We start from the raw sequence: 19,958 nt of genomic DNA on the forward strand, positions 1-19,958 counted from the left end.
GGGCGCGGCTCAGGGCCGGAACGGGACCGGTCTCACGGGTTGCCCGGGGTCTGTTCGAAGGGTTGCCAGGCGTCCTCCTTGCGCACGGTGCACAGGGCCCAGATGACGAACCCGGAGATCGCGATCATCACGATCGCCCAGACCGGGTAGTACGGCAGGAAGAGGAAGTTGGCGATGATGACGAGGGCTGCGATGGCGACGCCGGCGACGCGCGCCCAGGTCGACGCCTGGAGCAGCCCGACACTGACGATCACGGCGACCACGCCCAGGGCCAGGTGGACCCAGCCCCAGCCGGTGAGGTCGAACTCGAAGACGTAGTTGGGTGTCGAGACGTAGACGTTGTCCTCGACGATGGCCGAGATGCCGCGCAGCACGCCCAGGATCCCGGCGATCATGAGCATGACGGCGGCGAAGGCCATCAGGCCGACGGCCCATTCGCGCTGCGCCCTGGAGGGCGTGTGCGTGGGATGTGTGGCGGTCATCCTGCTGCCTCGATTCTTCGGTGTCCGGCGCGCACCGCGGCCGGGGGTGCGGGTGAGGGGGTCGGAGGGTCAGGAGGTGGGTCCGGAACCGCTCAGCACCAGCTCCTTCGCCCTGCGGTACTCCTCGTCCGTGATGTCGCCGCGGGCGCGGATCTCGGACAGCCTGGCGAGTTCGTCGACACTGCTCGACCCCGTGCCGCCGCCCTTGGCGGTCTCCCGGATGTAGGTGTCGAGCGCGTCCTGCTGTGCGCGGGCCTGGGCGGTCTCGCGCCGGCCCATGTCCTTGCCGCGGGCGATGACGTAGACGAACACGCCCAGGAACGGCAGGACGATGCAGAACACCAGCCAGCCGGCCTTGCCCCAGCCGCTCAGGGTGTCGTCGCGGAAGATGTCGAAGACGACCCGGAAGAGCAGCACGAACCACATGATCCAGAGGAAGAACCACAGCATCGCCCAGAAGGCGCTCAGCAGCGGAAAGTCATAGGCCAGATAGGTCTGTGCGGTCATCTCACTCCTCCCGTCCCGGGCAGCCGCCCGGCCGTGGTTTCCCCGGCACCTCCAGCCTGCGCGGCACCCGCCCCGGCTGCTTCACCCGGGGCGGGTGAGCGTGGTGTCGGCGGCGGCCGTGGCGGTGGCGGCGAGGATCTCCAGGACGGTCAGCGCGAGCAGCGCCAGGCCGGCGACGAGGGCGACCGCGGCGACCGTGGTGTGGTTCCACAGGACGAGAGCGAGGGCGCCCACGCCGATGACGACGCCCGTGGTCCAGGAGCGGTGCTCCGCCAGGCCGCGTCCGGCGGCTCCGGTGCGCACGCCCGCCCGGGCCAGGCCGCGCCGGCGGCCGCGGTGCAAACGCCGGACGAACCCGCGCACGGCGCGGGCCGCCCGGCCGGGTCCGTAGAGGTACGCGGCCAGGGCGGTGATCACGGCGACCACGAGGAGGGTGCATCATCCGCGAGGGACCGAACCGGGACTTCTACCTCAAGAAGCGCGGCGAAGGCTGCAGACATGTCCAGGCCGTCATTGCCCTGGCGCGGCGTCGGGCGAGCGTTCTGTGGGCTCTCTTGCGCGACAACAGGGTGTTCACCCCGGAGCTGCCGGTCACGCAGGCGGCTTGACTTCGTCATCGAGGCTCCTGGAGGGCGGCGGCTCCCGGAGCGTCCCGGGGCGGCTCCCGACCCTCGGACCAGCGTCGCCGCGGCCGTCGTCCGCCGGGTCACCCTCGGCGGGTGATCCGTGACGGAGCCCGGGGCGGTGAGGTGGTGGCCAGAGCACACCGGGTGCCCGCGGGTCGGGCACAGGAAGGACCGAGAGACGCGAGAGATGAAGCCTCCAGCTGGCGCCCGCACCGGACAGGACCCCACGTCGCTCCGCCGGCGGCCGGGAGCGCGGCGGCGCGCGGCCGTCGTCGCGCTGGCGCGTCCCGCGCTCATCGCGGCCGGACTCGTCACCGTGTACTACCTGCTCCCCCTGGACGGGCATCACCTGACCCCCGGCGACACGACGGTGCTCGGGTGCGGGCTGCTGCTGGTCGTCGTGCTCTTCTGGTGGGAGGTGCGGGCCATCGTCGAGTCGCCCTATCCGCGCCTGAAGGCCGCCGAGGCCCTGGCCACGACGCTGTCGCTGTTCCTGCTGCTGTTCGCCAGCTCCTACTTCCTGGTGGAGCACACCACCCCGGGTTCCTTCAGCGAGCCGCTGAGCAAGACGGACTCCCTGTACTTCACCCTCACCACGTTCGCCACCGTCGGCTACGGCGACATCGTGGCCCGCTCCCAGACCGGGCGGGTGCTGGCGATGGTGCAGATGGCGGGCGGCCTGATGCTCGTCGGCGTCGCCGCGAAGATCCTCGCCGGCGCGGTGCAGGCGGGTCTGCGCCGGCAGGGCCGGCACCCGGACGACGACCCCCCACCCGGGCGGAGGAGCGAACCATGACCGCAGCCAGCCCCGGTACCGGCTTCCTGTCCCCCGCCGAGCGGGCCGCCGAGGGCCGCAACGCACGGCGGCGCTCCCCGCGCTCGTCGCACGGCGGCTTCGATCCGGGGCCGGGCCGGTTCGACCCGGTGGAGCTGGTGGAGCGCCAGTCGGCCACGCGCGTGGCCGAGCTGGTGCCGATCCGCTACGGCCGCATGCTCGAATCCCCGTTCCGTTTCTACCGGGGCGCGGCGGCGATCATGGCGGCGGACCTCGGAGCCCGCGCCGACACGGGACTGCGCGTGCAGCTCTGCGGGGACGCCCATCTGCTGAACTTCCGGCTGCTGGCCTCGCCCGAGCGCCATCTGGTCTTCGACATCAACGACTTCGACGAGACCCTGCCCGGGCCCTTCGAATGGGACGTGAAACGGCTCGCGGCCAGTTTCGCCATCGCGGGACGGGCCGCCGGCCTCCCGCAGGAGGACCAGGACCGGGCGGTGCGGACCTGCGTCCAGGCGTACCGGCGGCGGATGCGGGAGTTCGCGGGCATGCGCACGCTGGACATCTGGTACGCGCAGGACGACGCCGACCGCATGCGGGAGCTGATGGCCGCGTCGATGACCAAGGAGGTCAGGCGCCGCACCGCCGAGGCGACCGCGAAGGCCCGGACCCGCACCCATCTGCAGGCCTTCGCGAAACTCACGGCCGCCACCCCGGGCGGCCGGCTGATCGCGCCGGACCCGCCGCTGATCACCCCGCTGCGCGACCTTCTGACCGGCTCCGCGTCACACGAGCAGGAGCGGGAACTGCAGAGGGTCCTGGAGGGCTACGCCCGCTCCCTGTCGTCGGAGCGGCGGCATCTGCTGCACCGGTTCCGGCTGGTGGACATCGCCCGCAAGGTCGTCGGCGTCGGCAGCGTCGGCACCCGCTGCTGGATCGTGCTCCTGCTCGGCAGGGACGACGACGATCCGCTGCTGCTCCAGGCCAAGGAGGCCCAGGAGTCGGTGCTCGCGCCCCACACCGGCGGCAGCCGCTACGACAACGAGGGTCGCCGCGTGGTCGCGGGGCAGCGGCTGATCCAGACGACCAGCGACATCCTGCTGGGCTGGACGCACGCCGTCGGCCTCGACGGACGCGAGCGGGACTTCTACGTGCGGCAGTTGCGCGACTGGAAGGGGATCGCCCGCCCGGAGACGATGGACCCCGGCATGCTCCGGCTGTTCGCGCGGCTGTGCGGGGCGAGCCTGGCCCGGGCCCACGCCCGCTCCGGGGACCCCATCGCCATCGCGGCCTACCTGGGCGGCGGCGACCGCTTCGACCGGGCGCTCACGATGTTCGCCCAGGCCTACGCCGACCAGAACGAGCGGGACTTCGAGGCCCTCGGCGCCGCGGCGCGCTCCGGCAGGATCCCCACGGCGACGATGTGAGGGCCCCGCCCGGCGGCTACGTGAGGGCCATGGCCAGCGGCGACGTGACGGCCCGCCCGGCGAAGACGTGACGGCCGGGCCGGTCGCCGTGCCGGTTCACCGGGTGTTCCCATCCGGCAGTTGCCGCATCTCCACGACCCTCAGGCCCAGCGACTGGAAGCGGGCCAGCAGCTCGTACAGGTGGGCCGAGTCGACGACCGGGCCGAACAGCACCGTCTGACCGGCCATCACCACGTGGTCCAGCTCCGGGAAGGCCTTTGCCAGGGTGTCCGACATCTGTCCGTCGACGCGGATCTCGTAGTGCATGTGCTGCTCCCCCCAGGACGGCCCGGGGCGGGCGGTGCGCGCGCCCTCTCCCCGATGGTGCGCCCCGGGCCGCCGCGGGGCCCTCACCCGGAGCAGGTGAACCTCACCGCCGCGCTCACAGCAGGCGCAGGTCGCGGGCGCGGCGGACGGCGTCGGCGCGGCGGCTCACCGCGAGCTTGCGGTAGATGCTCTTGAGGTGGGTCTTCACCGTGTTCACGGACACGTGGAGATCGGCGGCGATCTCCTCGGTCGACATCATCTCGGCCAGAGCCATGAGGACGTCGCGCTCCCGCGCGCTCAGCTCCTCGACGGCGATGCCCTGGGCCCGCTCGGGCGGGGCGGCCACCGTGGCGCGGGACCGGTCCGGGCCGAGCGGGAGCCAGCCGCCTGCCAGCTCCCGCAGCCGGCCGGTGCCGAGCAGGGGGCGGAGCCAGGGGCCGGCCTCCTTGAACGGCCGCCGCAGCTGCTCGCGGCGTCCGTCCAGGAGCGCGCGGGCCACCAGGCGGCGGGCGAGGGCCTCTTCCCCGGTGTCGTGCGCCGCCTGGGCGTGGACGAGCGTGGCGCGGACGGTCACGGCGGGGCCGGGCCGGTCGTCCTCCGGCAGGCCGGCGACGATCGCGAGCGCCTCACGGGGACGGCCCTGGGCGAGCCGGGCCCGGGCCGCCTGGACCGCACCGGCCGTCCGGTGGCAAGCCAGCCGCTCCACCGCCTCGGCGGCCGGGCCGGGACGGCCCTGGGCCAGATGGGCCGCGGAGGCGAGCAGGGCGCTCTGGTCCCGCGCCCAGGGTGAGCTCACGGTGGCCGGGACGGGCGCGCTCACCGCGGCCAGCGCGGCCCGGGCGTCCCCACGGGCGAGCAGCAGCCGTGCCCTGGTCAGGGCCCGGCCCGCCGCCGTCACCGGGTCCTCGGCGGGGCGGGCCGCAGCCGCCTCGTCGAGGAGGGCCTGTGCCGTGTCGAGTTCGTCGCGGTCGATGTGGACGGCGGCCAGGACCAGGGGCCCGAGTCCGGCCCCGGACCGGCGGGGCAGGCTGAAGCGCTCCGCCTGGACGGCGGCGGCCAGGGCCTTGTGCTCGGCCCGGCCGGGCCAGCCGTTGAGCTGGTCGATCAGGGCCAGGTGACCGAGGGCCTCCCAGCGGGGCAGTGCCATCGCCGCTCCGCCCGGGCGCCCGGCGACCGCCGCCAGGGCGGCACGGGCCTGGTCGAACCGCCCGGCCCACAGGCGGGCGGAGCCCAGATGGGTGAGGAGGAGGGCGGTGAGTTCCGGGTGCTCGTCGAGGAGCCGCGCGGGGATGTCCTGCCGCAGCAGCCGGGCCTGCTCGGCGGCCAGCTCCGCGCGGGCCGGGGAGCCGGTCAGCCGGGCGGCCAGGGCTTCCAGCAGGGCGCAGCCGAGCCGGACCGGCGCGGCTTCCGTGCCGTCCCGGGCCAGTCGCTCCTCGGCCCGGCGCAGATGGGGCAGGCCGTGTTCGAGGTCGCGTCGGGCCAGTTCGCGGGCGGCGCGGACCAGGTCGGGTGCCGGGCCGGCGGCCTCGGGGCTCATCCGCGCGAAGAGGTTGCCCAGGTCCTCGCAGCGCAGGCCGGTGAAGAGCTGCCCGAGGGCGAGGTCGTCGACGAGGGCGCGGGCGGTGAACTCCCAGTCGTCCGCCGCGGCGCCCTGCACGAGCGCGTCGCGCAGGGCGCCGGAACGCCGCAGCCAGCGGGCGGCCCGGCCGCGCAGCTCGGGCTCCAGGCCGGGCGAGCGCTCCCGCAGGTGGGCGCGGAGGATCTCCGCGAACAGCGGGTGCAGGCTGTACCACGACCGCCCGAGGTAGTGGACGAACGCGTTGTCGCGGTGCAGCGCGGCGAGGACGGTCTCGGCGTCGTCGCGCAGGGTCAGCGCGTTCACCAGGTCGGGGCAGAAGCGTTCCAGGACGCTGATGCGCAGCAGCAGGTCCTGGGTGTCCGGAGTCTGCCGGGCGAGCACCTCGGCCAGCAGGAAGTCGGCCACGGTGCTGTGGCCGGCCTCGAACTGCTTGACGTAGGCGTCGGGGTCGGTGCGCTCCGCGGCGGCGAGCGCGCACAGCCGCAGACCGGCGGCCCAGCCGCGGGTCCGCTCGACCAGGGCCCGTACGGCGCCGGCGTGCAGGTGCAGACCGTGGCGCGACAGCAGTTCGTGGGCCTCCTCGCCGGTGAAGGCCAGCTCCGCGTCCCGGATCTCCGTCATCTCGCCCGACGCCCGGTAGCGGTGCAGCGGCAGCAGGGGTTCGGTGCGGGTGACCAGGACCAGGCGCAGGCCCCGCCCGGCGTGGTGCAGGACGAACTCCAGCTGCTCCGTGATCTCGGGGGAGGTCACCCGGTCGAACTCGTCGAGCACGACGACGGTGGCGTGGTCGCGGCTCTCCAGGGCGGCGGCGAGGCAGGTCAGGGTCCGCCGGTCGACGCGGCTGCCCTCGGCGGGGCAGCCGACCTCGTGGGGCACGGGGACGCCGGCGGTGCGCAGTGCCTCCAGCAGGTACGCCCAGAAGACGCCGGGCGCCTGGTCGGCGGTGTCGGCCGTGAGCCAGGTGACGGGCTCGCGCAGTCCTGCCGCCCAGTCGGCGACCAGCAGTGTCTTGCCCGCGCCGGCCGACCCGTTGACCATCGTCAGGGGTGTGCCGAGCGCCTGGTCCAGGTGCCGGGCCAGGCGCGCTCTGCGTACGAAGGTGCACGGGCGCTTCGGCAACGCGAAACGCGTGCGCAGCAAGGGATCACCCACAGGGTCGACGCCCGCCGAGGCCGGCTCCACGTCGATCTCCCCGATCGCGGCCATAGGCTCACCACCGCCCACCGTTCGCCGGAACACGAACAACGCTCGTCCTCAGGTTCTCAGCCCGCACGCACGAACGCATGTCCGGACCGGTCCCCCCGCCCATGGGCCCTGACGGGGCGGTGGGGGTGGGCCGGTAGGCGGACCGGAGGCCCGGGCGGACCGGTGGGGCCGGAGACCCGGGCGGACCGGTGGGCGGGCCAGTCGTCCGGCCGGTGGGCTGGAGACCCGGGCAGGCCGCTGTGCAGGCGGGCGGGCAGGCGGGAGGCCCGGGCCCGCGGGCAGACCGGTGGGGCAGAGGCCCGGGCACGGCAGCGAGTGGGCCGCCGGGCGGGAGGCCCCGGCAGGCGCCCGGCGCGCCGCGCACGGGGACCGGGCCGGGGACGGGCCACCGCGGGTGACCACCCGTGGCGGGCGATGCGGTCGCCCGCGCGGCGGGGGTTCGCTGGGGGCGTACGCGTCGTCCTCCCGGCGGCGTGTGGGAGACCGCCATCGCTCACGGAGCCGCACGGCATCGGCCGAGGCGGCTCGGAACAGGGGAACCGATCATGTGCCGCTGGCTCGCCTACTCGGGCACCCCCGTCCTGCTCGACGACATCCTCTACCGCCCGAAGCACTCGCTGATCGACCAGAGCCTGCACGCGCGGATGGGGGTGGAGACCACCAACGGCGACGGCTTCGGCGTCGGCTGGTACGCCTGGCACCTGCGCACCCCGGCCGTCGTCCGCGACACGGGTCCGGCGTGGAGCAACCGCAACCTCCGCGAGATCGCCGACCACGTCCGCTCACCGCTGTTCTTCGCGCATGTGCGCGCCTCGACCGGCACGGCCGTGCAGCAGACCAACTGCCACCCCTTCCGCCACGGGCACTGGATGTGGATGCACAACGGGTCGATCAGCGGCTACGCCGCCCTGCGCCGGGACCTCATGATGGCCGTGGACCCGGCCCTGTTCTCCTCGCTGGAGGGCACGACGGACTCCGAGGTGATGTTCCACGTGGCCCTGACGTTCGGCCTGGACGGCGACCCGCCGGGCGCGGTGGCCCGGATGGCGGGGCTCGTCGAGCGGCTCGGGCAGGAGCACGGCGAGCCGGCCCCGCTGCAGATGACGATCGCGGTGACCGACGGCGAACGGGTGTGGTTCTTCCGGTACTCCAGCGGCGGGGAGCCGCGGACGCTGTACTACAGCAGCCGGGTCGAGGACGTCCGGGCCCTCCACCCCGACGTCGCGTTCCTGCAGCACATCTCCGACGAGACCCGGCTGATCGTGTCCGAGCCGCTGGGCGAACTCCCCGGCGTGTGGAACGCCGTGCCGGAGAATAGTTACGGCGTCGTCCAGCCCGGCCGGGACGTGCTGCAGCACTTCGAGCCCGAGCCCGTCTGAGCCCACCCCGGGTGCCTCAGCCGATGCGCCCGGCGAAGACCTCGTACGCCCGGCGGTCGAGGAGCACGAACCTGACCTTCCCGACCGCCGTGTCCGCCGCCCGTACGGTCTCCACCGCGATGCGGGCGCCGTCGTCCATCGGCCGGCGGTAGACGCCGGTGGAGATCGCGGGGAAGGCGACGGTGCGGGGGCCGAGTTCGTCGGCGACGCGCAGGGACTCGCGGTAGCAGGAGGCGAGCAGGTCCGAGCGGTCCTCGGTGGCGCTGTACACGGGGCCGACCGTGTGGACGACCCAGCGGGCGACCAGGTCGCCGGCGGTGGTGGCGACCGCACGGCCGGTGGGCAGGCCCCTGCCGTACTGGGAGGCGCTCGGCTCGCGGCAGGCGTCGAGGATCGCGGGGCCGCCGCGCCGGTGGATCGCCCCGTCGACCCCTCCGCCGCCCGGCAGCGAGGAGTTGGCGGCGTTGACGATCACGTCGACGCTCTCGCGCGTGATGTCGCCCTGGACCGCCCCGATCGTGGTCACGTCTGCCTCAGCCGCTTCCATACGGCCTTCGCCGCGTTGTGCCCGGACATGCCGTGCACACCGGGGCCCGGCGGGGTCGCCGACGAGCAGATGAACACGGCCGGGTGGGGTGTGTGGTACGGGAACAGCGTGATCTTCGGGCGCAGCAGGAGCTGGAGCCCGGAGACCGCTCCGGAGGCGATGTCGCCGCCGACGTAGTTGGCGTTGCGGGCGGCGAGTTCGGGCGGTCCGGCCGTGGCGCGGGCCAGGACGCGGTCGCGGAACCCCGGGGCGAACCGCTCCAGCTGACGTTCGACGGCGTCGGTCAGGTCCCCCGTCCAGCCGTTCGGCACGTGCCCGTACGCCCAGAAGACGTGCTTGCCCCGCGGGGCCCGGGTCGGGTCGACGACGCTCGGCTGTACCGTGATGAGGAACGGCCGGTCGGGGGCCCGGCCCTGCCGGGAGGCGGCGTTCAGGGCCGCGCCGATCTCCGCCCGGTCGGCTCCGACCTGCACGGTGCCGGCGGCACGGGCCTCCCTCGCGGTCCAGGGCACCGGTCCGTCGAGCGCGTAGTCGATCTTGAACACGCCCGGCCCGTAGCGGTAGCCGGCGTAGTGGTCGCCGAAGCCCGCGATCCGGGCCAGGGCCGTGGGCGAGGTGTCGAAGACGTACGCCCGGGCCGGCGGCAGGTCGTCGAGGCGCTTGACCTCGAAGTCCGTGTGGACGCTGCCGCCGAGGTCGCGCAGATGGGCGGTGAGGGCGTCGGAGATCGCCTGGGAGCCGCCGCGGGCGACGGGCCAGCCGCGGGCGTGCGCCGCCAGGGCGAAGACCAGGCCGACGGCGCCGGTGGCGAACCCGCCGAGCGGTGCCATGACGTGGGCGACGAGCCCGGAGAACAGCGCCCTGGCCGGTTCGTCGCGGAAGCGGCGCATCAGCCAGGTCGAGGGCGGCAGGCCGGCGAGGCCGAAGCGGGCGAGGGTGACCGGGTCGCGGGGCAGCGCGGTGAGCGGCAGGGACATGAAGTCCCGGGCGAGCACGTCCCACTTGTGCAGGAAGGGCTCGACCAGCCTGCGGTACGCGCCCGCGTCGCGCGGCCCGAAGGAGGCGGCCGTCTCGCCGACCGACCGGGAGAGCACGGCGGCCGTGCCGTCCGGGAAGGGGTGCGCCATCGGCAGGTCCGCGTGCAGCCACTCCAGGCCGTACCGCTGCAGGGGCAGGGCGCGGAACGCCGGGGAGTTGACGGCGAGCGGATGGGCCGCGGCGCACGGGTCGTGCCGGAAGCCGGGCAGGGTGAGCTCCTCCGTGCGGGACCCGCCGCCCACGGTGCCCTGGGCCTCGAAGACGGCGACGGAGAAGCCGCGGCGGGCCAGTTCCACGGCCGCGGTCAGTCCGTTCGGCCCCGCACCCACCACGACGGCATCGAGCATCGACGGCACCTTGGGACCCCTTCGTCAGCCGACGGCCACTGATGGTCAGGATATGCCCGGGGGCGGGCCGTCACCGGCGGCGGGGGACGGCCGTGGCGGGGAGCGGCCGGCCGGGGGTGCCGGCCACCGGGCACGCGCGCCGGGTGGCCGACCGGGTGCGGCCGCGCCCGCCGGGGCGGGGCTCCGCCCTCCGCGGGGTCACGCCCCGCCCGCCAGCAGCGCCGCCACCCGGCGGGCGGTGGCCGCGTCGCGGGCCGCCGTGAACGGCAGGGCGTTGTCGCCCGTGATGCGGAACGGCTCGCCCGTGCGGGTCAGATGGGCACCGCCCGCCTCCTCGACCAGGAGCAGACCGGCCGCGTGGTCCCAGGCCGCCTCCCAGCTGAAACCGGTGGCGTCGGACTCGCCCCGGGCGATGGCGAGGTACTCCAGTCCGGCCGAGCCGCACGGGCGCGGTGCCACGCCCGGTGTGCGCAGGCCGAGCAGGGCGTGCTTCTGCTCGTCCGTCGTGTAGTCGGGGTGGGAGGTGGCCACGCGGAGGTCCCGGCCGGGCTCGGGCACACCGGCGGACAGCCGCTCCCCGTCGAGGTGGGCGCCCCTGCCGCGCCGGGCGGTGGCGAGCAGGTCGTGGACGGGCGCGTAGGTCCAGGACGCGAGCACGGTGCCGCCGAGGGCGAGGGCGACCAGGGTGCAGAACCCGTCCTCGCCGCGCACGAACTGCCGGGTGCCGTCGACCGGGTCGACGATCCAGACGGGGGCGTCGCCGCGTATCGCCTCGTACGACGCCGGGTCGGCGTGGACGGCCTCCTCGCCGACGACGACCGAACCGGGCAGCAGGGCGACCAGGGCCTCTGCCAGGAACAGCTCGGCCCTGCGGTCGGCGTCGGTCACCAGGTCGTGCGGTCCGCTCTTCTGGTCGATCTCGTGCGTGGCGAGCCGGCGCCAGCGCGGCATGATCTCGGCGGCGGCCGCCTTGCGGACCGCCTCTTCCACGTCGCGGGCGCGCCGGTCGAGAAACTCTTCGATGGTTTCGTTGCTGTCGATCACCCCTCCATGACAACACGCGCCACTGACAGGCCCCACCCGCCGGGTGCATCGCGGGCGGCGGCGCGGTGAACAGCCGCCTCGGGGGCCGGTCAGCGGCCGACCGCGTAGCCCTGCATGCCGCGCGGGTTGGCCGCCGCCGACAGCACGCCGGTCCCGGGGTCGCGGGCGACCGCGCACAGGCGGCCCTCGGACCAGGCGGCGCCGACGGTCACGTCGTGGCCACGCCGCCGCAGCCCGGCGACGACCTCCGGGTCCGTGCGGGCCTCCACGGTGATGCTCCCCGGGCGCATGCCGCGCGGGAAGAAGGAGCCCGGGAAGCTGTCGTTGTGCCAGTTCGGGGCGTCGATCGCGCCCTGGAGGTCGAGGCCGCCGCGCACCGGGCCGCGCAGCGCGACCGCCAGGAGGAAGTGCAGCTGCCACTGGTCCTGCTGGTCCCCTCCGGGCGTGCCGAACGCCAGGACGGGCACGCCCCCGCGCAGCGCGATCGACGGGGACAGGGTGCTGCGGGGACGCCGGCCGGGGGTGAGGGAGCTGGGCAGGCCCTCCTCCAGCCATGTCATCTGCAGCCGGGTGCCGAGCGGGAAGCCGAGTTCGGGCACGACCGGGTTGGACTGGAGCCAGCCGCCGCTGGGTGTGGCCGAGACCATGGTGCCCCAGCGGTCGACGACGTCGAGGTGGCAGGTGTCGCCCCGGGTGGTGCCGTCGGGGAGGATCTCCGGCTCGCCGGGCACGGGGGACGTCGGCGGCTTTGCGACGGTCGGTTCGCCCGCGCCCGGGGCGTGGAGGCGTTCCAGGGCGTCGGCCGCCGCGTGCGCGTGCGCGGACAGGCGCGGGGTGCGCCCGCCGGGGCTGCCGGGGCGCAGGCCGTAATCCGCCCGCTCGCCGACGAGGGCGCGGCGGGCGGCGTTGTACGCGTCGGACAGCAGGTCGTCGAGGGGCACGGCGGCGGCGTCGCCGTACCAGGCCTCCCGGTCGGCCATGGCGAGCTTGCAGTTCTCGACCAGGAGGTGGACGTAGTCGGCCGAGCCGTACGGGGGCAGCTCGGGCGGGAGCAGGGCGAGCTGCTGCAGCAGGACCGGGCCCTGGCTCCAGGAGCCCGGTTTGCAGACGGTCCAGCCGTTCCAGTCGTACGTGACCGGCGTCTCCCAGGTCGCGGACCAGGCGGCGAGGTCGTCGGCCGTGAGGGTGCCGGTGTGGTGGGTGCCGCTGGTGTCCAGGGTGGGGCGTGCGGCCTGCCGGACGAGGGCCTCGGCGATGAATCCGGTGCGCCACACCCGCCGGGCGGCCTCGATCCGCGCCTCCCGGTCGCCGGACCCGGCGGTCTCGGCGAGCAGCCGCTTCCAGGTGGCCGCGAGCGCGGGGTTGCGGAAGAGCTCGCCGGGGCGGGGGGCCTTCCCACCCGGCAGGTAGACCTCGGCGGACGAGGTCCACTCCGTCTCGAACAGTTCCCGCACGGTCTCGACGGTCTCGCCGACGCGCTCCACGGGGGCGTGGCCGTGCTCGGCGTAGCCCACGGCGTACTTCAGGACGTCGTCGAGGGACTTGGTGCCGTGGTCGCGCAGCAGCAGCATCCAGGCGTCGAAGGCACCGGGCACGGCGGCGGCGAGCGGGCCGGTGCCGGGGACGAGGTCCAGGCCGAGACCGCGGTAGTGCGCGACGCTCGCCCCGGCCGGGGCGACGCCCTGGCCGCACAGCACCCGCACCGGGCCGTCGGCCGGCGCGAGGAGGATCGGCACCTCTCCGGCGGGGCCGTTGAGGTGCGGCTCGACGACGTGCAGCACGAAGGCGCCCGCGACGGCCGCGTCACAGGCGTTGCCGCCGTCCTCCAGGACCGCCATCGCCGACTGTGCGGCGAGCCAGTGGGTGGACGACACCATGCCGAAGGTGCCCTGGAGGGTGGGGCGGGACGTGAACATCGCGGTCTGTCACCTCTCGTCGTCGTACGCCACGGGTCCCCCTGCCCCTGTCACGGTCACGGCAAAACCTCCGGGGGTGCCCGGCCCGGACGGGCGCAAAGCGCCCACGCACCGCCCAACCAGCCGAAACCACGGCCGTCGTCGGTGAGGCACCGTCACCGCGCGGGCACGGAGCGAGTTCGCCCTTCCGCCCCACCGGGAGTCGTGTGAAACTGTCGTCCCGTCCGCCGTGCGGACCCGTTCCGCACCGTCCGTCCCCCATCTGAAGGGCGCCGTGCGTTCCCTATCCCTGGCTCTGACCGCCCGCCTGTCCCCGGTGGCCGTGCTCGCCGTGGCGGGCTGGGCCCTGTCGTCCGGTCCGCTCGCCGCGCAGCAGGCCGCCGAGCACAAGCCGGCGCAGGAGAAGACCGAGACGCAGTCGGCGTCCGCCCCGTCGACGGCGGCGGTGTCCAAGACGTACAAGGCCGCGCCCGCCCCCTGCGAGAGCGTCGCCGGGAAGACGATCGAGTCGCTGGTGCCGGGTGCGAAGACGGCCGGCAAGGAGATCCCGTCCACGGACGAGCAGGTGCGCCGCACCTGCTCGTGGAACGCGCTCAAGGGGTACGACTACCGCTGGCTCGACGTGTCCTACGAGGTGATGGCCTCGGACGAGGCGGCCGGGACGTCGTACGAGAGGCGCGTGGAGGAGGAGAGCGGCGGCGGGGACGTGCCCGGTCTGGGCGACAGCGCCTACTCGGTCGTGAACCTCACCACCGAGGACAAGCAGCAGACCCGCGAGGGCATGGTGATCGTCCGCGCCTCGAACACGCTGGTCGTCGTCACGTACAACGGCAGCGACTTCGAGTCGAAGAAGGCCCCCGACACGGACACCGTCAACAAGGGCGCCATCAAGGCCGCGAAGGAAGCGGTGGCGGCACTGGAGGCCGGCCGGGACTGACCGCCCGGCCCCCGGAGCGGGTCAGCCGTTGACGGCCGGGATCACCCGGGACCCGTAGGCGTCGATCACGGCCTCCTGCGCGTCGTGCATGTCGTAGACGGCGAACTGGTCCACGCCGAGCGCGCGCAGCGCGTTCAGCTTCTCGATGTGCCGCTCGACCGGGCCGATCAGGCAGAACCGGTCGACGATCTCGTCGGGCACGAACGCGGTGTCCGGGTTGCCGGCGCGGCCGTGGTGGGAGTAGTCGTAGCCCTGGCGCGCCTTGACGTAGTCGGTGAGTTCGTCGGGGACGGCGGCCGAGTGCTCACCGTACCTGGACACCAGGTCGGCCACGTGGTTGCCGACCATGCCGCCGAACCAGCGGCACTGCTCACGGGCGTGGGCGAGCGCCGCGGGCGAGTCGTCCTCGGTGACGTAGGCCGGGGCGGCCACGCAGACCGTCACCTGCGAGGGGTCGCGCCCGGCGGCGACGGCCGCGTCCTTCACGGCCTTGACCATGTACTCGGTGAGGTACAGGTCGGCCAGCTGGAGGATGAAACCGTCCGCCTCCTCGCCGGCCATCCTCAGCGCCCTGGGGCCGTACGCCGCCATCCACACGGGCAGTTCGGCGTCCGGTCCGATCCACGGGAACCGCACGACGGTGCCGCCGAGATCGGCCTCCCGACCGCCGGCGAGGGCCCGGATGACCCGCATGGCCTCGCTGATCCGGGCCAGCGTGTTGGGCTTGCGTCCGGCGACGCGCATCGCGGAGTCGCCGCGGCCGATGCCGCAGACGGTGCGGTTGCCGAACATGTCGTTGAGGGTGGCGAAGGCGGAGGCGGTGACCTCCCAGGTGCGGGTACCCGGGTTGGTCACCATCGTCCCGACCTTCAGGGTGGTGGTGTGGGCCAGGATCTGGCTGTAGATCACGAACGGCTCCTGCCACAGCACGGCGGAGTCGAAGGTCCAGCCATGGGAGAAACCGTTGCGTTCCGCCCGCTTCATCAGGCTGATCACCCGCGAGGCCGGCGGGTCGGTCTGCAGGACGAGTCCGAAGTCCATCCGCACCGCTCCTAGTTGAGGTACTGACAGGTGGAACGCGGGGTGAAGACGCCGTGTCCGGCGTGCCCGGTGTACTCCCGCTCGGTGATCACGGGCACGCCGCGCGAGAGCACCGTCTCGACCCGGCCGGTGACGCGCCTTCCCTCGTACGCCGAGTAGTCGACGTTCATGTGGTGGGTCCCGGCCGAGAGGACCTGCTCGGCGCGCGGGTCGTAGATCACGACGTCGGCGTCGGCGCCCGGCGCGATCGTGCCCTTCTTCGGGTAGAGGCCGAACATCCGCGCCGGGGTGGCGCAGGCGATCTCGATCCAGCGGCGGCGGGAGATGTGCCCGTCGAGGACGGCCTGGTGCAGGAGGTCCATACGGTTCTCCACGCCCGGCAGACCGTTGGGGATCTTGGAGAAGTCGCCGCGGCCGAGGTCCTTCTGCCCGACGAAGCAGAAGGGGCAGTGGTCGGTGGAGACGACCTGGAGGTCGTTGGTGCGCAGCCCCTGCCAGAGTTTGGCCTGGTGCTCGCGGGGCCGCAGCGGGGTGCTGCACACGTACTTGGCGCCCTCGAAGTCCGGTTCGGCGAGGTTGTCGGTGGACAGGAACAGGTACTGCGGGCAGGTCTCGCCGAAGACGGGCAGCCCTTCGTCGCGGGCCCGGGCCAGCTCGGCGACCGCCTCCATCGCCGAGACGTGCACGACGTACAGGGGCGCCCCGGCGACCTGGGCCAGCCTGATGGCGCGGTGGGTGGCCTCGGCCTCCAGCAGGGCCTTGCGGACCTCGCCGTGGTGGCGCGGGTCGGTCTCGCCGCGGGCCAGGGCCTGTTCGACCAGGACGTCGATCGCGATGCCGTTCTCGGCGTGCATCATGATCAGCCCGCCGTTGCCGGCGGAGCGCTGCATGGCGCGCAGGATCTGGCCGTCGTCGCTGTAGAAGACGCCCGGGTAGGCCATGAACTGCTTGAAGGAGGTGATGCCCTCCTCCACCAGGTGGTCCATCTCCTTGAGCGTGTGCTCGTCGACGTCGGAGACGATCATGTGGAAGCCGTAGTCGACGGCGCACTTGCCGTCGGCCTTGGCGTGCCAGGTGTCGAGGCCCTCGCGCAGGCTGTGCCCGACGCTCTGCACGGCGAAGTCGATGATCGTCGTCGTGCCGCCCCAGGCGGCGGCGCGGGTGCCGGTCTCGAAGGTGTCGGAGGCGAAGGTGCCGCCGAAGGGCAGCTCCATGTGGGTGTGGGCGTCGACGCCGCCGGGGATCACGTACTTCCCGGTGGCGTCGATCGTGCGGTCCGCCGTGAAGCTGCCTGCGGCGGGTGTTCCGGTGGCGGCGAGGGCGGCGATGCGGCCGTCCTCGATCAGGATGTCGGCGTGCAGTTCGTCGGAGGCGGTGATGACGAGGCCACCGCGGACGACGGTACGGCTGCTCATGTCGTGGTCGCTCCTCGCTGTGGGTCGGTGCGGGCGGTGTGCGGCTGGTCGCGCTGTTCCCCGTGCCCCCGGGGCCGCTTCCCTCGAGGGCGTTCCGGGGTGCGGTCGGTGGCCCGTGCGCCTTCCGCCCGGTCCGGGTGGAAGGCGCTGAAGACGCTGAGGGCACTGAGGACGCCGCTACCGGACGCTCCGCAGGGCCTCCTCCAGGATCGCGGCGCCCTCCTCGGCCTCCGCGACGCTGAGGGACAGCGGCGGGGCGACGCGCAGTGAACTGGTGTTGTGGCCGCCGCCCTTGCCGATCAGCAGACCGCCCGCGCGGGCCGCCTCCTGGACGGCCGCCGCCGTCTCGGGGTCGGCCTCGTCGGTGCCGGGCCGGGTGATCTCGATGCCGATCATCAGCCCGCGCCCGCGCACCTCCCGGACGGCCGGGGCCCGGGCGGCGGCGGACCGCAGCCGCTCGATGAGCAGACCGCCGACGCGCCGGGCGTTGCCCTGCAGGTCGTGTTCCAGCAGGTAGGTCAGGTTGGCGAGGCCCGCCGCCATGGTGATCTGGGTGCCGCCGAAGGTGGAGATGCTGTTGGCGTCCAGGCAGTTCATGATCTCGGCGCGGGCGACGACCCCGCCGACGGACATGCCGTTGCCGATGCCCTTGGCGAAGGTCATGATGTCCGGCGGCCCGTTCTGCCCGTGTGCCTGCCAGCCCCAGAAGTGCTCGCCGGTGCGGCCCCAGCCGGTCTGCACCTCGTCGGAGATCCACAGGATGCCGCGCTCCCGCAGCACGTCGCGGAAGGCGGCGTACAGCCCGTCGGGCGGGGAGGTGAAGCCGCCGACGCCCTGGATGGGCTCGGCGATCAGGGCGGCCGGCGGGCGGGTGTGGCCCAGCAGGTCCTTGAGGTCGTCGACGCAGGCGTCGACGAACGCACCGTCGCCGAGGGCCGCGTAGGGCCCGCGGGTGCGTACGCCGCCGTGGACGTACAGCGTCTGCAGCGGGGACAGCGAGGTCGGGGACCAGCCCTTGTTGCCGGTGATGCCGACGGCGCTGAAGGAGCGGCCGTGGTAGCTGTTGCGCATCGCCAGGATCGTGTTGCTGCGCCGGTACGTCGTGGCCAGCAGCAGGGCGGTGTCGTTGGCCTCGGTGCCGGAGGTCGTGAAGAACACCCGGGCGTCCGGGATGCCGCTCAACTGCGCGATGCGCTCCGCCAGTTCGACCATCGGCCGGTTGAGGTAGAGGGTCGAGGAGTGGATGATCCGCCCTGCCTGCTCGCTCACCGCCTTGGTGACCACGGGCAGCGCGTGGGCGGTCATGGTGGTGAGGATGCCGCCGAAGAAGTCCAGGTACCGGTTGCCCTGCGCGTCCCAGACGTGCCGGCCCTCGCCGTGGGTGATCTCGATCGGCTCCTCGTAGAAGAGGGCGAGCCAGTCCGGGAGCACGGCCCGGTGGCGGCCCAGCAGGTCGCCGGTCACGGCCGCACCAGCCCTTCGTAGGCGTCGGGCCGGCGGTCGCGGTAGAAGGCCCACTGCCGCCGCACCTCTTCGATGAGGTCGAAGTCGAGGTCCCGGACCAGCAGTTCCTCCTTGCTGTCGCTGGCGACGTCGCCGACGAACTGGCCGCGGGGGTCCACGAAGTACGACGTCCCGTAGAAGTCGTTGTCCCCGTACTCCTCCTGGCCCACGCGGTTGATCGCGGCGACGTAGTACTCGTTGGCGACGGCCGCCGCCGGCTGCTCCAGCCGCCACAGGTGGGAGGACAGTCCCCGGTGCGTGGCGGAGGGGTTGTAGACCAGCTGGGCGCCGGCCAGGCCGAGCTGCCGCCAGCCCTCCGGGAAGTGCCGGTCGTAGCAGATGTACACCCCGACCCGGCCGACGGACGTGTCGAAGACGGGCCAGCCGAGATTGCCGGGCTTGAAGTAGTACTTCTCCCAGAAGCCCTTGACCTGCGGGATGTGGTGCTTGCGGTACTTGCCGAGGTAGCTGCCGTCGGCGTCGATGACGGCGGCGGTGTTGTAGTAGAAGCCGGACTGCTCGATCTCGAAGAGCGGCACGACGATCACCATGCCCGTCTCGCGGGCCAGGGCCCGCATCCGGCGCACGGTCGGGCCGTCGGGCACGGGCTCGGCCCAGCGGTAGTGCTCGGGCTCCTGGACCTGGCAGAAATAGGGGCTGTTGAAGACCTCCTGGAAACCGATGATCCTCGCGCCCCGGCGGGCCGCCTCGCGGGCGTGCTCCTCGTGTTTCGCCACCATGGACTCGGTGTCGCCGGTCCAGGTGGCCTGGACCAGAGCGGCACGTACGACGTTGGCCATGAGCTGCTCCTTCGACGCGACGTCAGCGCCTCTACGCCCGTAGAAGCGGGACGTGGAGCCACGAACGTAAGCCTCCCGCCCGGGCTTGCCAAGACCATCGTCGCCAACCCGCGGGGCCGGACGCCACAGGCACTCCTGTGGGTGAGTCGCCGGGGCGCCGCGCAGGGGCCGGTCAGGCTGCGTGTCCGGCGACGCGCAGGGCGTGCACGAGATCCCGGCGGAGTTCGTCCGAAACGGCCCGCGCGGCCTGAAGGAGCAGCGGTACGAGGCGCTGCGGGTCGGGTTCGACGCTGCGGGCGGCCTCCTCGGGGGCGCGGGCCCGGACGTAGGCGTCGAGCAGCACGCGCACCTCGCGCTCCCGCGCCTCGGCGACCAGCCCGAGCACGGCCCGGCCGACCTCGCCCGGGGGCCGGGCCACGCCCTGCCGCAGCATCTGCCGCCCGTCACCGGCGCGCCCGGCCGCGACCAGCGCGTCGGCGGCGGCGACCAGCCGGGCCGTGGGCAGCGAGGCTGCCTCCCAGAGCAGCGTCTGCCAGTCCGCGTCCAGTCCGGCGCGCCCGAGCTCCTCCGCGAGCAGGGGGAGACGGGCGGGCTCCCAGGACGCGGCCTCCGCCAGCAGGACGTGCGCCTCTCCGCCGCGGCCCTCGCCCCGCAGCCGAGCGAGCGCCTCCACGGTCCGTGCGACCTCGGCCCGGTCCGGAGCACCGACGGTCTCGGCCGCCGGGGCGGTCCCCTCCCCCGCCGCGTCCTCGGCGGCACCGGCGAAGCGGGCACCGCGCGGGGTGCGGCCGGTGGTGGGGGCCGGGGACGGCAGCGCGGGCACGGCCGCTGGCGGCACCTCGACGGGCACGGCCTCCTGCTCTTCGACCGCCCCGGCGAAACGCGCCCCTCCACGGCGGCGCTTGCGCAGCTTGGCGCTGGAGGGGGTGGGGGTAGGGGTCCTTCGGCTTCGGGGAGCCTGTTCGGGGGTGGGGGTACTTCGGGGGGCCTGTTCGGGGGTGGGCGCGGCGTGCGGCTCGGCCGGGGCTGGGGCCGGGGCCGGAGCGGGACGAACGGCTGGAGTCCAGGGCGTCGGCGTGGCCG

The 19,958-nt window shown here is 73.9% G+C and carries 18 protein-coding genes and 1 pseudogene; 5 read left to right on the plus strand and 14 right to left on the minus strand.

The features are described from left to right. Positions 1–32: 32 nt before the first annotated feature. The 3 genes from ACFW6P_RS09915 to ACFW6P_RS09925 all read right to left on the minus strand — a co-directional run bounded on the left by ACFW6P_RS09915 (position 33) and on the right by ACFW6P_RS09925 (position 1,415). Complete coding sequence (locus ACFW6P_RS09915; protein ID WP_386354764.1) at positions 33–482, minus strand: hypothetical protein; 450 nt, start codon at positions 480–482, stop codon at positions 33–35. 69 nt (positions 483–551) lie between these two features. Then, a complete protein-coding gene (locus tag ACFW6P_RS09920; RefSeq protein WP_386354762.1) occupies positions 552–989 on the minus strand; it encodes an SHOCT domain-containing protein in 438 nt (145 codons plus the stop codon). Positions 990–1,070: 81 nt separating this feature from the next. After that, positions 1,071–1,415, minus strand: a complete 345-nt coding sequence (locus tag ACFW6P_RS09925) for a hypothetical protein (protein ID WP_386354759.1) — start codon at positions 1,413–1,415, stop codon at positions 1,071–1,073. An 11-nt stretch (positions 1,416–1,426) separates the two neighbouring features. Between ACFW6P_RS09925 and ACFW6P_RS09930 the strand changes: the two are divergent. From ACFW6P_RS09930 to ACFW6P_RS09940, 3 genes and pseudogenes are all read left to right on the plus strand, one after another. Further along, positions 1,427–1,597: pseudogene (locus ACFW6P_RS09930) on the plus strand (IS110 family transposase); the annotation flags it as partial. Positions 1,598–1,802: 205 nt separating this feature from the next. Further along, on the plus strand, positions 1,803–2,411 hold the full coding sequence (locus ACFW6P_RS09935; RefSeq protein ID WP_386354757.1) for a potassium channel family protein: 609 nt from the start codon (positions 1,803–1,805) through the stop codon (positions 2,409–2,411). Next, positions 2,408–3,817, plus strand: coding sequence for a DUF2252 domain-containing protein (locus ACFW6P_RS09940; RefSeq protein WP_386354754.1), 1,410 nt, complete (start codon positions 2,408–2,410; stop codon positions 3,815–3,817). The genes ACFW6P_RS09935 and ACFW6P_RS09940 overlap by 4 nt, the downstream gene beginning before the upstream one ends. Before the next feature lie 96 nt (positions 3,818–3,913). Here ACFW6P_RS09940 and ACFW6P_RS09945 read toward each other — a convergent pair whose 3' ends face one another. Together ACFW6P_RS09945 and ACFW6P_RS09950 are read right to left on the minus strand one after the other, a co-directional pair. After that, positions 3,914–4,123 (minus strand): hypothetical protein, encoded by a 210-nt coding sequence (locus ACFW6P_RS09945; RefSeq protein WP_386354752.1) that lies wholly within the window; start codon positions 4,121–4,123, stop codon positions 3,914–3,916. A gap of 115 nt (positions 4,124–4,238) precedes the next feature. After that, positions 4,239–6,908: a LuxR C-terminal-related transcriptional regulator gene (locus ACFW6P_RS09950; protein ID WP_386423359.1), complete on the minus strand. Its 2,670-nt coding sequence runs from the start codon at positions 6,906–6,908 to the stop codon at positions 4,239–4,241. 545 nt (positions 6,909–7,453) lie between these two features. Here ACFW6P_RS09950 and ACFW6P_RS09955 point away from each other — a divergent pair. Further along, a complete protein-coding gene (locus tag ACFW6P_RS09955) occupies positions 7,454–8,287 on the plus strand; it encodes a class II glutamine amidotransferase (RefSeq protein WP_386354746.1) in 834 nt (277 codons plus the stop codon). Between the two features lie 16 nt (positions 8,288–8,303). On the opposite strand, the gene ACFW6P_RS09960 is transcribed toward ACFW6P_RS09955, so the two are convergent. From ACFW6P_RS09960 to ACFW6P_RS09975, 4 genes are all read right to left on the minus strand, one after another. Then, positions 8,304–8,813, minus strand: coding sequence for an O-acetyl-ADP-ribose deacetylase (locus ACFW6P_RS09960; protein ID WP_386354743.1), 510 nt, complete (start codon positions 8,811–8,813; stop codon positions 8,304–8,306). Next, the gene (locus ACFW6P_RS09965; protein WP_386354740.1) at positions 8,810–10,219 is read right to left on the minus strand and encodes a phytoene desaturase family protein; all 1,410 of its coding nucleotides are present in this window, start codon (positions 10,217–10,219) and stop codon (positions 8,810–8,812) included. The genes ACFW6P_RS09960 and ACFW6P_RS09965 overlap by 4 nt, the downstream gene beginning before the upstream one ends. Positions 10,220–10,417: 198 nt before the next feature. Next, on the minus strand, positions 10,418–11,263 hold the full coding sequence (locus tag ACFW6P_RS09970) for an inositol monophosphatase family protein (protein WP_386423360.1): 846 nt from the start codon (positions 11,261–11,263) through the stop codon (positions 10,418–10,420). Between the two features lie 89 nt (positions 11,264–11,352). After that, the gene (locus ACFW6P_RS09975; protein WP_386423362.1) at positions 11,353–13,179 is read right to left on the minus strand and encodes a gamma-glutamyltransferase family protein; all 1,827 of its coding nucleotides are present in this window, start codon (positions 13,177–13,179) and stop codon (positions 11,353–11,355) included. Between the two features lie 274 nt (positions 13,180–13,453). Between ACFW6P_RS09975 and ACFW6P_RS09980 the strand changes: the two genes are divergently transcribed. Continuing rightward, positions 13,454–14,116 (plus strand): hypothetical protein, encoded by a 663-nt coding sequence (locus ACFW6P_RS09980; protein WP_386354732.1) that lies wholly within the window; start codon positions 13,454–13,456, stop codon positions 14,114–14,116. Between the two features lie 21 nt (positions 14,117–14,137). Here ACFW6P_RS09980 and ACFW6P_RS09985 read toward each other — a convergent pair whose 3' ends face one another. The 5 genes from ACFW6P_RS09985 to ACFW6P_RS10005 form a co-directional block, all read right to left on the minus strand. Beyond that, entirely contained in the window at positions 14,138–15,157 is a 1,020-nt protein-coding gene (locus ACFW6P_RS09985; protein ID WP_386354729.1) for a TIGR03842 family LLM class F420-dependent oxidoreductase, read from the minus strand. An 11-nt stretch (positions 15,158–15,168) separates the two neighbouring features. Next, on the minus strand, positions 15,169–16,572 hold the full coding sequence (gene hydA, locus ACFW6P_RS09990) for a dihydropyrimidinase (protein WP_386354726.1): 1,404 nt from the start codon (positions 16,570–16,572) through the stop codon (positions 15,169–15,171). Positions 16,573–16,749: 177 nt separating this feature from the next. After that, the gene (locus ACFW6P_RS09995) at positions 16,750–18,036 is read right to left on the minus strand and encodes an aspartate aminotransferase family protein (protein ID WP_386354724.1); all 1,287 of its coding nucleotides are present in this window, start codon (positions 18,034–18,036) and stop codon (positions 16,750–16,752) included. Then, a complete protein-coding gene (locus ACFW6P_RS10000; RefSeq protein WP_386354721.1) occupies positions 18,033–18,875 on the minus strand; it encodes a nitrilase-related carbon-nitrogen hydrolase in 843 nt (280 codons plus the stop codon). Before ACFW6P_RS10000 ends, ACFW6P_RS09995 begins: the two co-directional genes overlap by 4 nt. Before the next feature lie 172 nt (positions 18,876–19,047). Continuing rightward, positions 19,048–19,725: a hypothetical protein gene (locus tag ACFW6P_RS10005; protein WP_386423364.1), complete on the minus strand. Its 678-nt coding sequence runs from the start codon at positions 19,723–19,725 to the stop codon at positions 19,048–19,050. Between the last annotated feature and the right edge of the window lie 233 nt (positions 19,726–19,958).

Origin of the sequence: Streptomyces sp. NPDC058741 (assembly GCF_042746715.1) — a bacterium.
Taxonomy (GTDB): Bacteria; Actinomycetota; Actinomycetes; order Streptomycetales; family Streptomycetaceae; genus Streptomyces.

Coding starts and splice junctions, on each gene's coding strand:
- ACFW6P_RS09915 (WP_386354764.1), bottom strand. CDS start 482: ATGACCGCCACACATCCCACGCACACGCCCTCCAGGGCGCAGCGCGAA.
- ACFW6P_RS09920 (WP_386354762.1), bottom strand. CDS start 989: ATGACCGCACAGACCTATCTGGCCTATGACTTTCCGCTGCTGAGCGCC.
- ACFW6P_RS09935 (WP_386354757.1), top strand. CDS start 1,803: ATGAAGCCTCCAGCTGGCGCCCGCACCGGACAGGACCCCACGTCGCTC.
- ACFW6P_RS09940 (WP_386354754.1), top strand. CDS start 2,408: ATGACCGCAGCCAGCCCCGGTACCGGCTTCCTGTCCCCCGCCGAGCGG.
- ACFW6P_RS09945 (WP_386354752.1), bottom strand. CDS start 4,123: ATGCACTACGAGATCCGCGTCGACGGACAGATGTCGGACACCCTGGCA.
- ACFW6P_RS09950 (WP_386423359.1), bottom strand. CDS start 6,908: ATGGCCGCGATCGGGGAGATCGACGTGGAGCCGGCCTCGGCGGGCGTC.
- ACFW6P_RS09955 (WP_386354746.1), top strand. CDS start 7,454: ATGTGCCGCTGGCTCGCCTACTCGGGCACCCCCGTCCTGCTCGACGAC.
- ACFW6P_RS09965 (WP_386354740.1), bottom strand. CDS start 10,219: ATGCTCGATGCCGTCGTGGTGGGTGCGGGGCCGAACGGACTGACCGCG.
- ACFW6P_RS09975 (WP_386423362.1), bottom strand. CDS start 13,179: ATGTTCACGTCCCGCCCCACCCTCCAGGGCACCTTCGGCATGGTGTCG.
- ACFW6P_RS09985 (WP_386354729.1), bottom strand. CDS start 15,157: ATGGACTTCGGACTCGTCCTGCAGACCGACCCGCCGGCCTCGCGGGTG.
- hydA (WP_386354726.1), bottom strand. CDS start 16,572: ATGAGCAGCCGTACCGTCGTCCGCGGTGGCCTCGTCATCACCGCCTCC.
- ACFW6P_RS10000 (WP_386354721.1), bottom strand. CDS start 18,875: ATGGCCAACGTCGTACGTGCCGCTCTGGTCCAGGCCACCTGGACCGGC.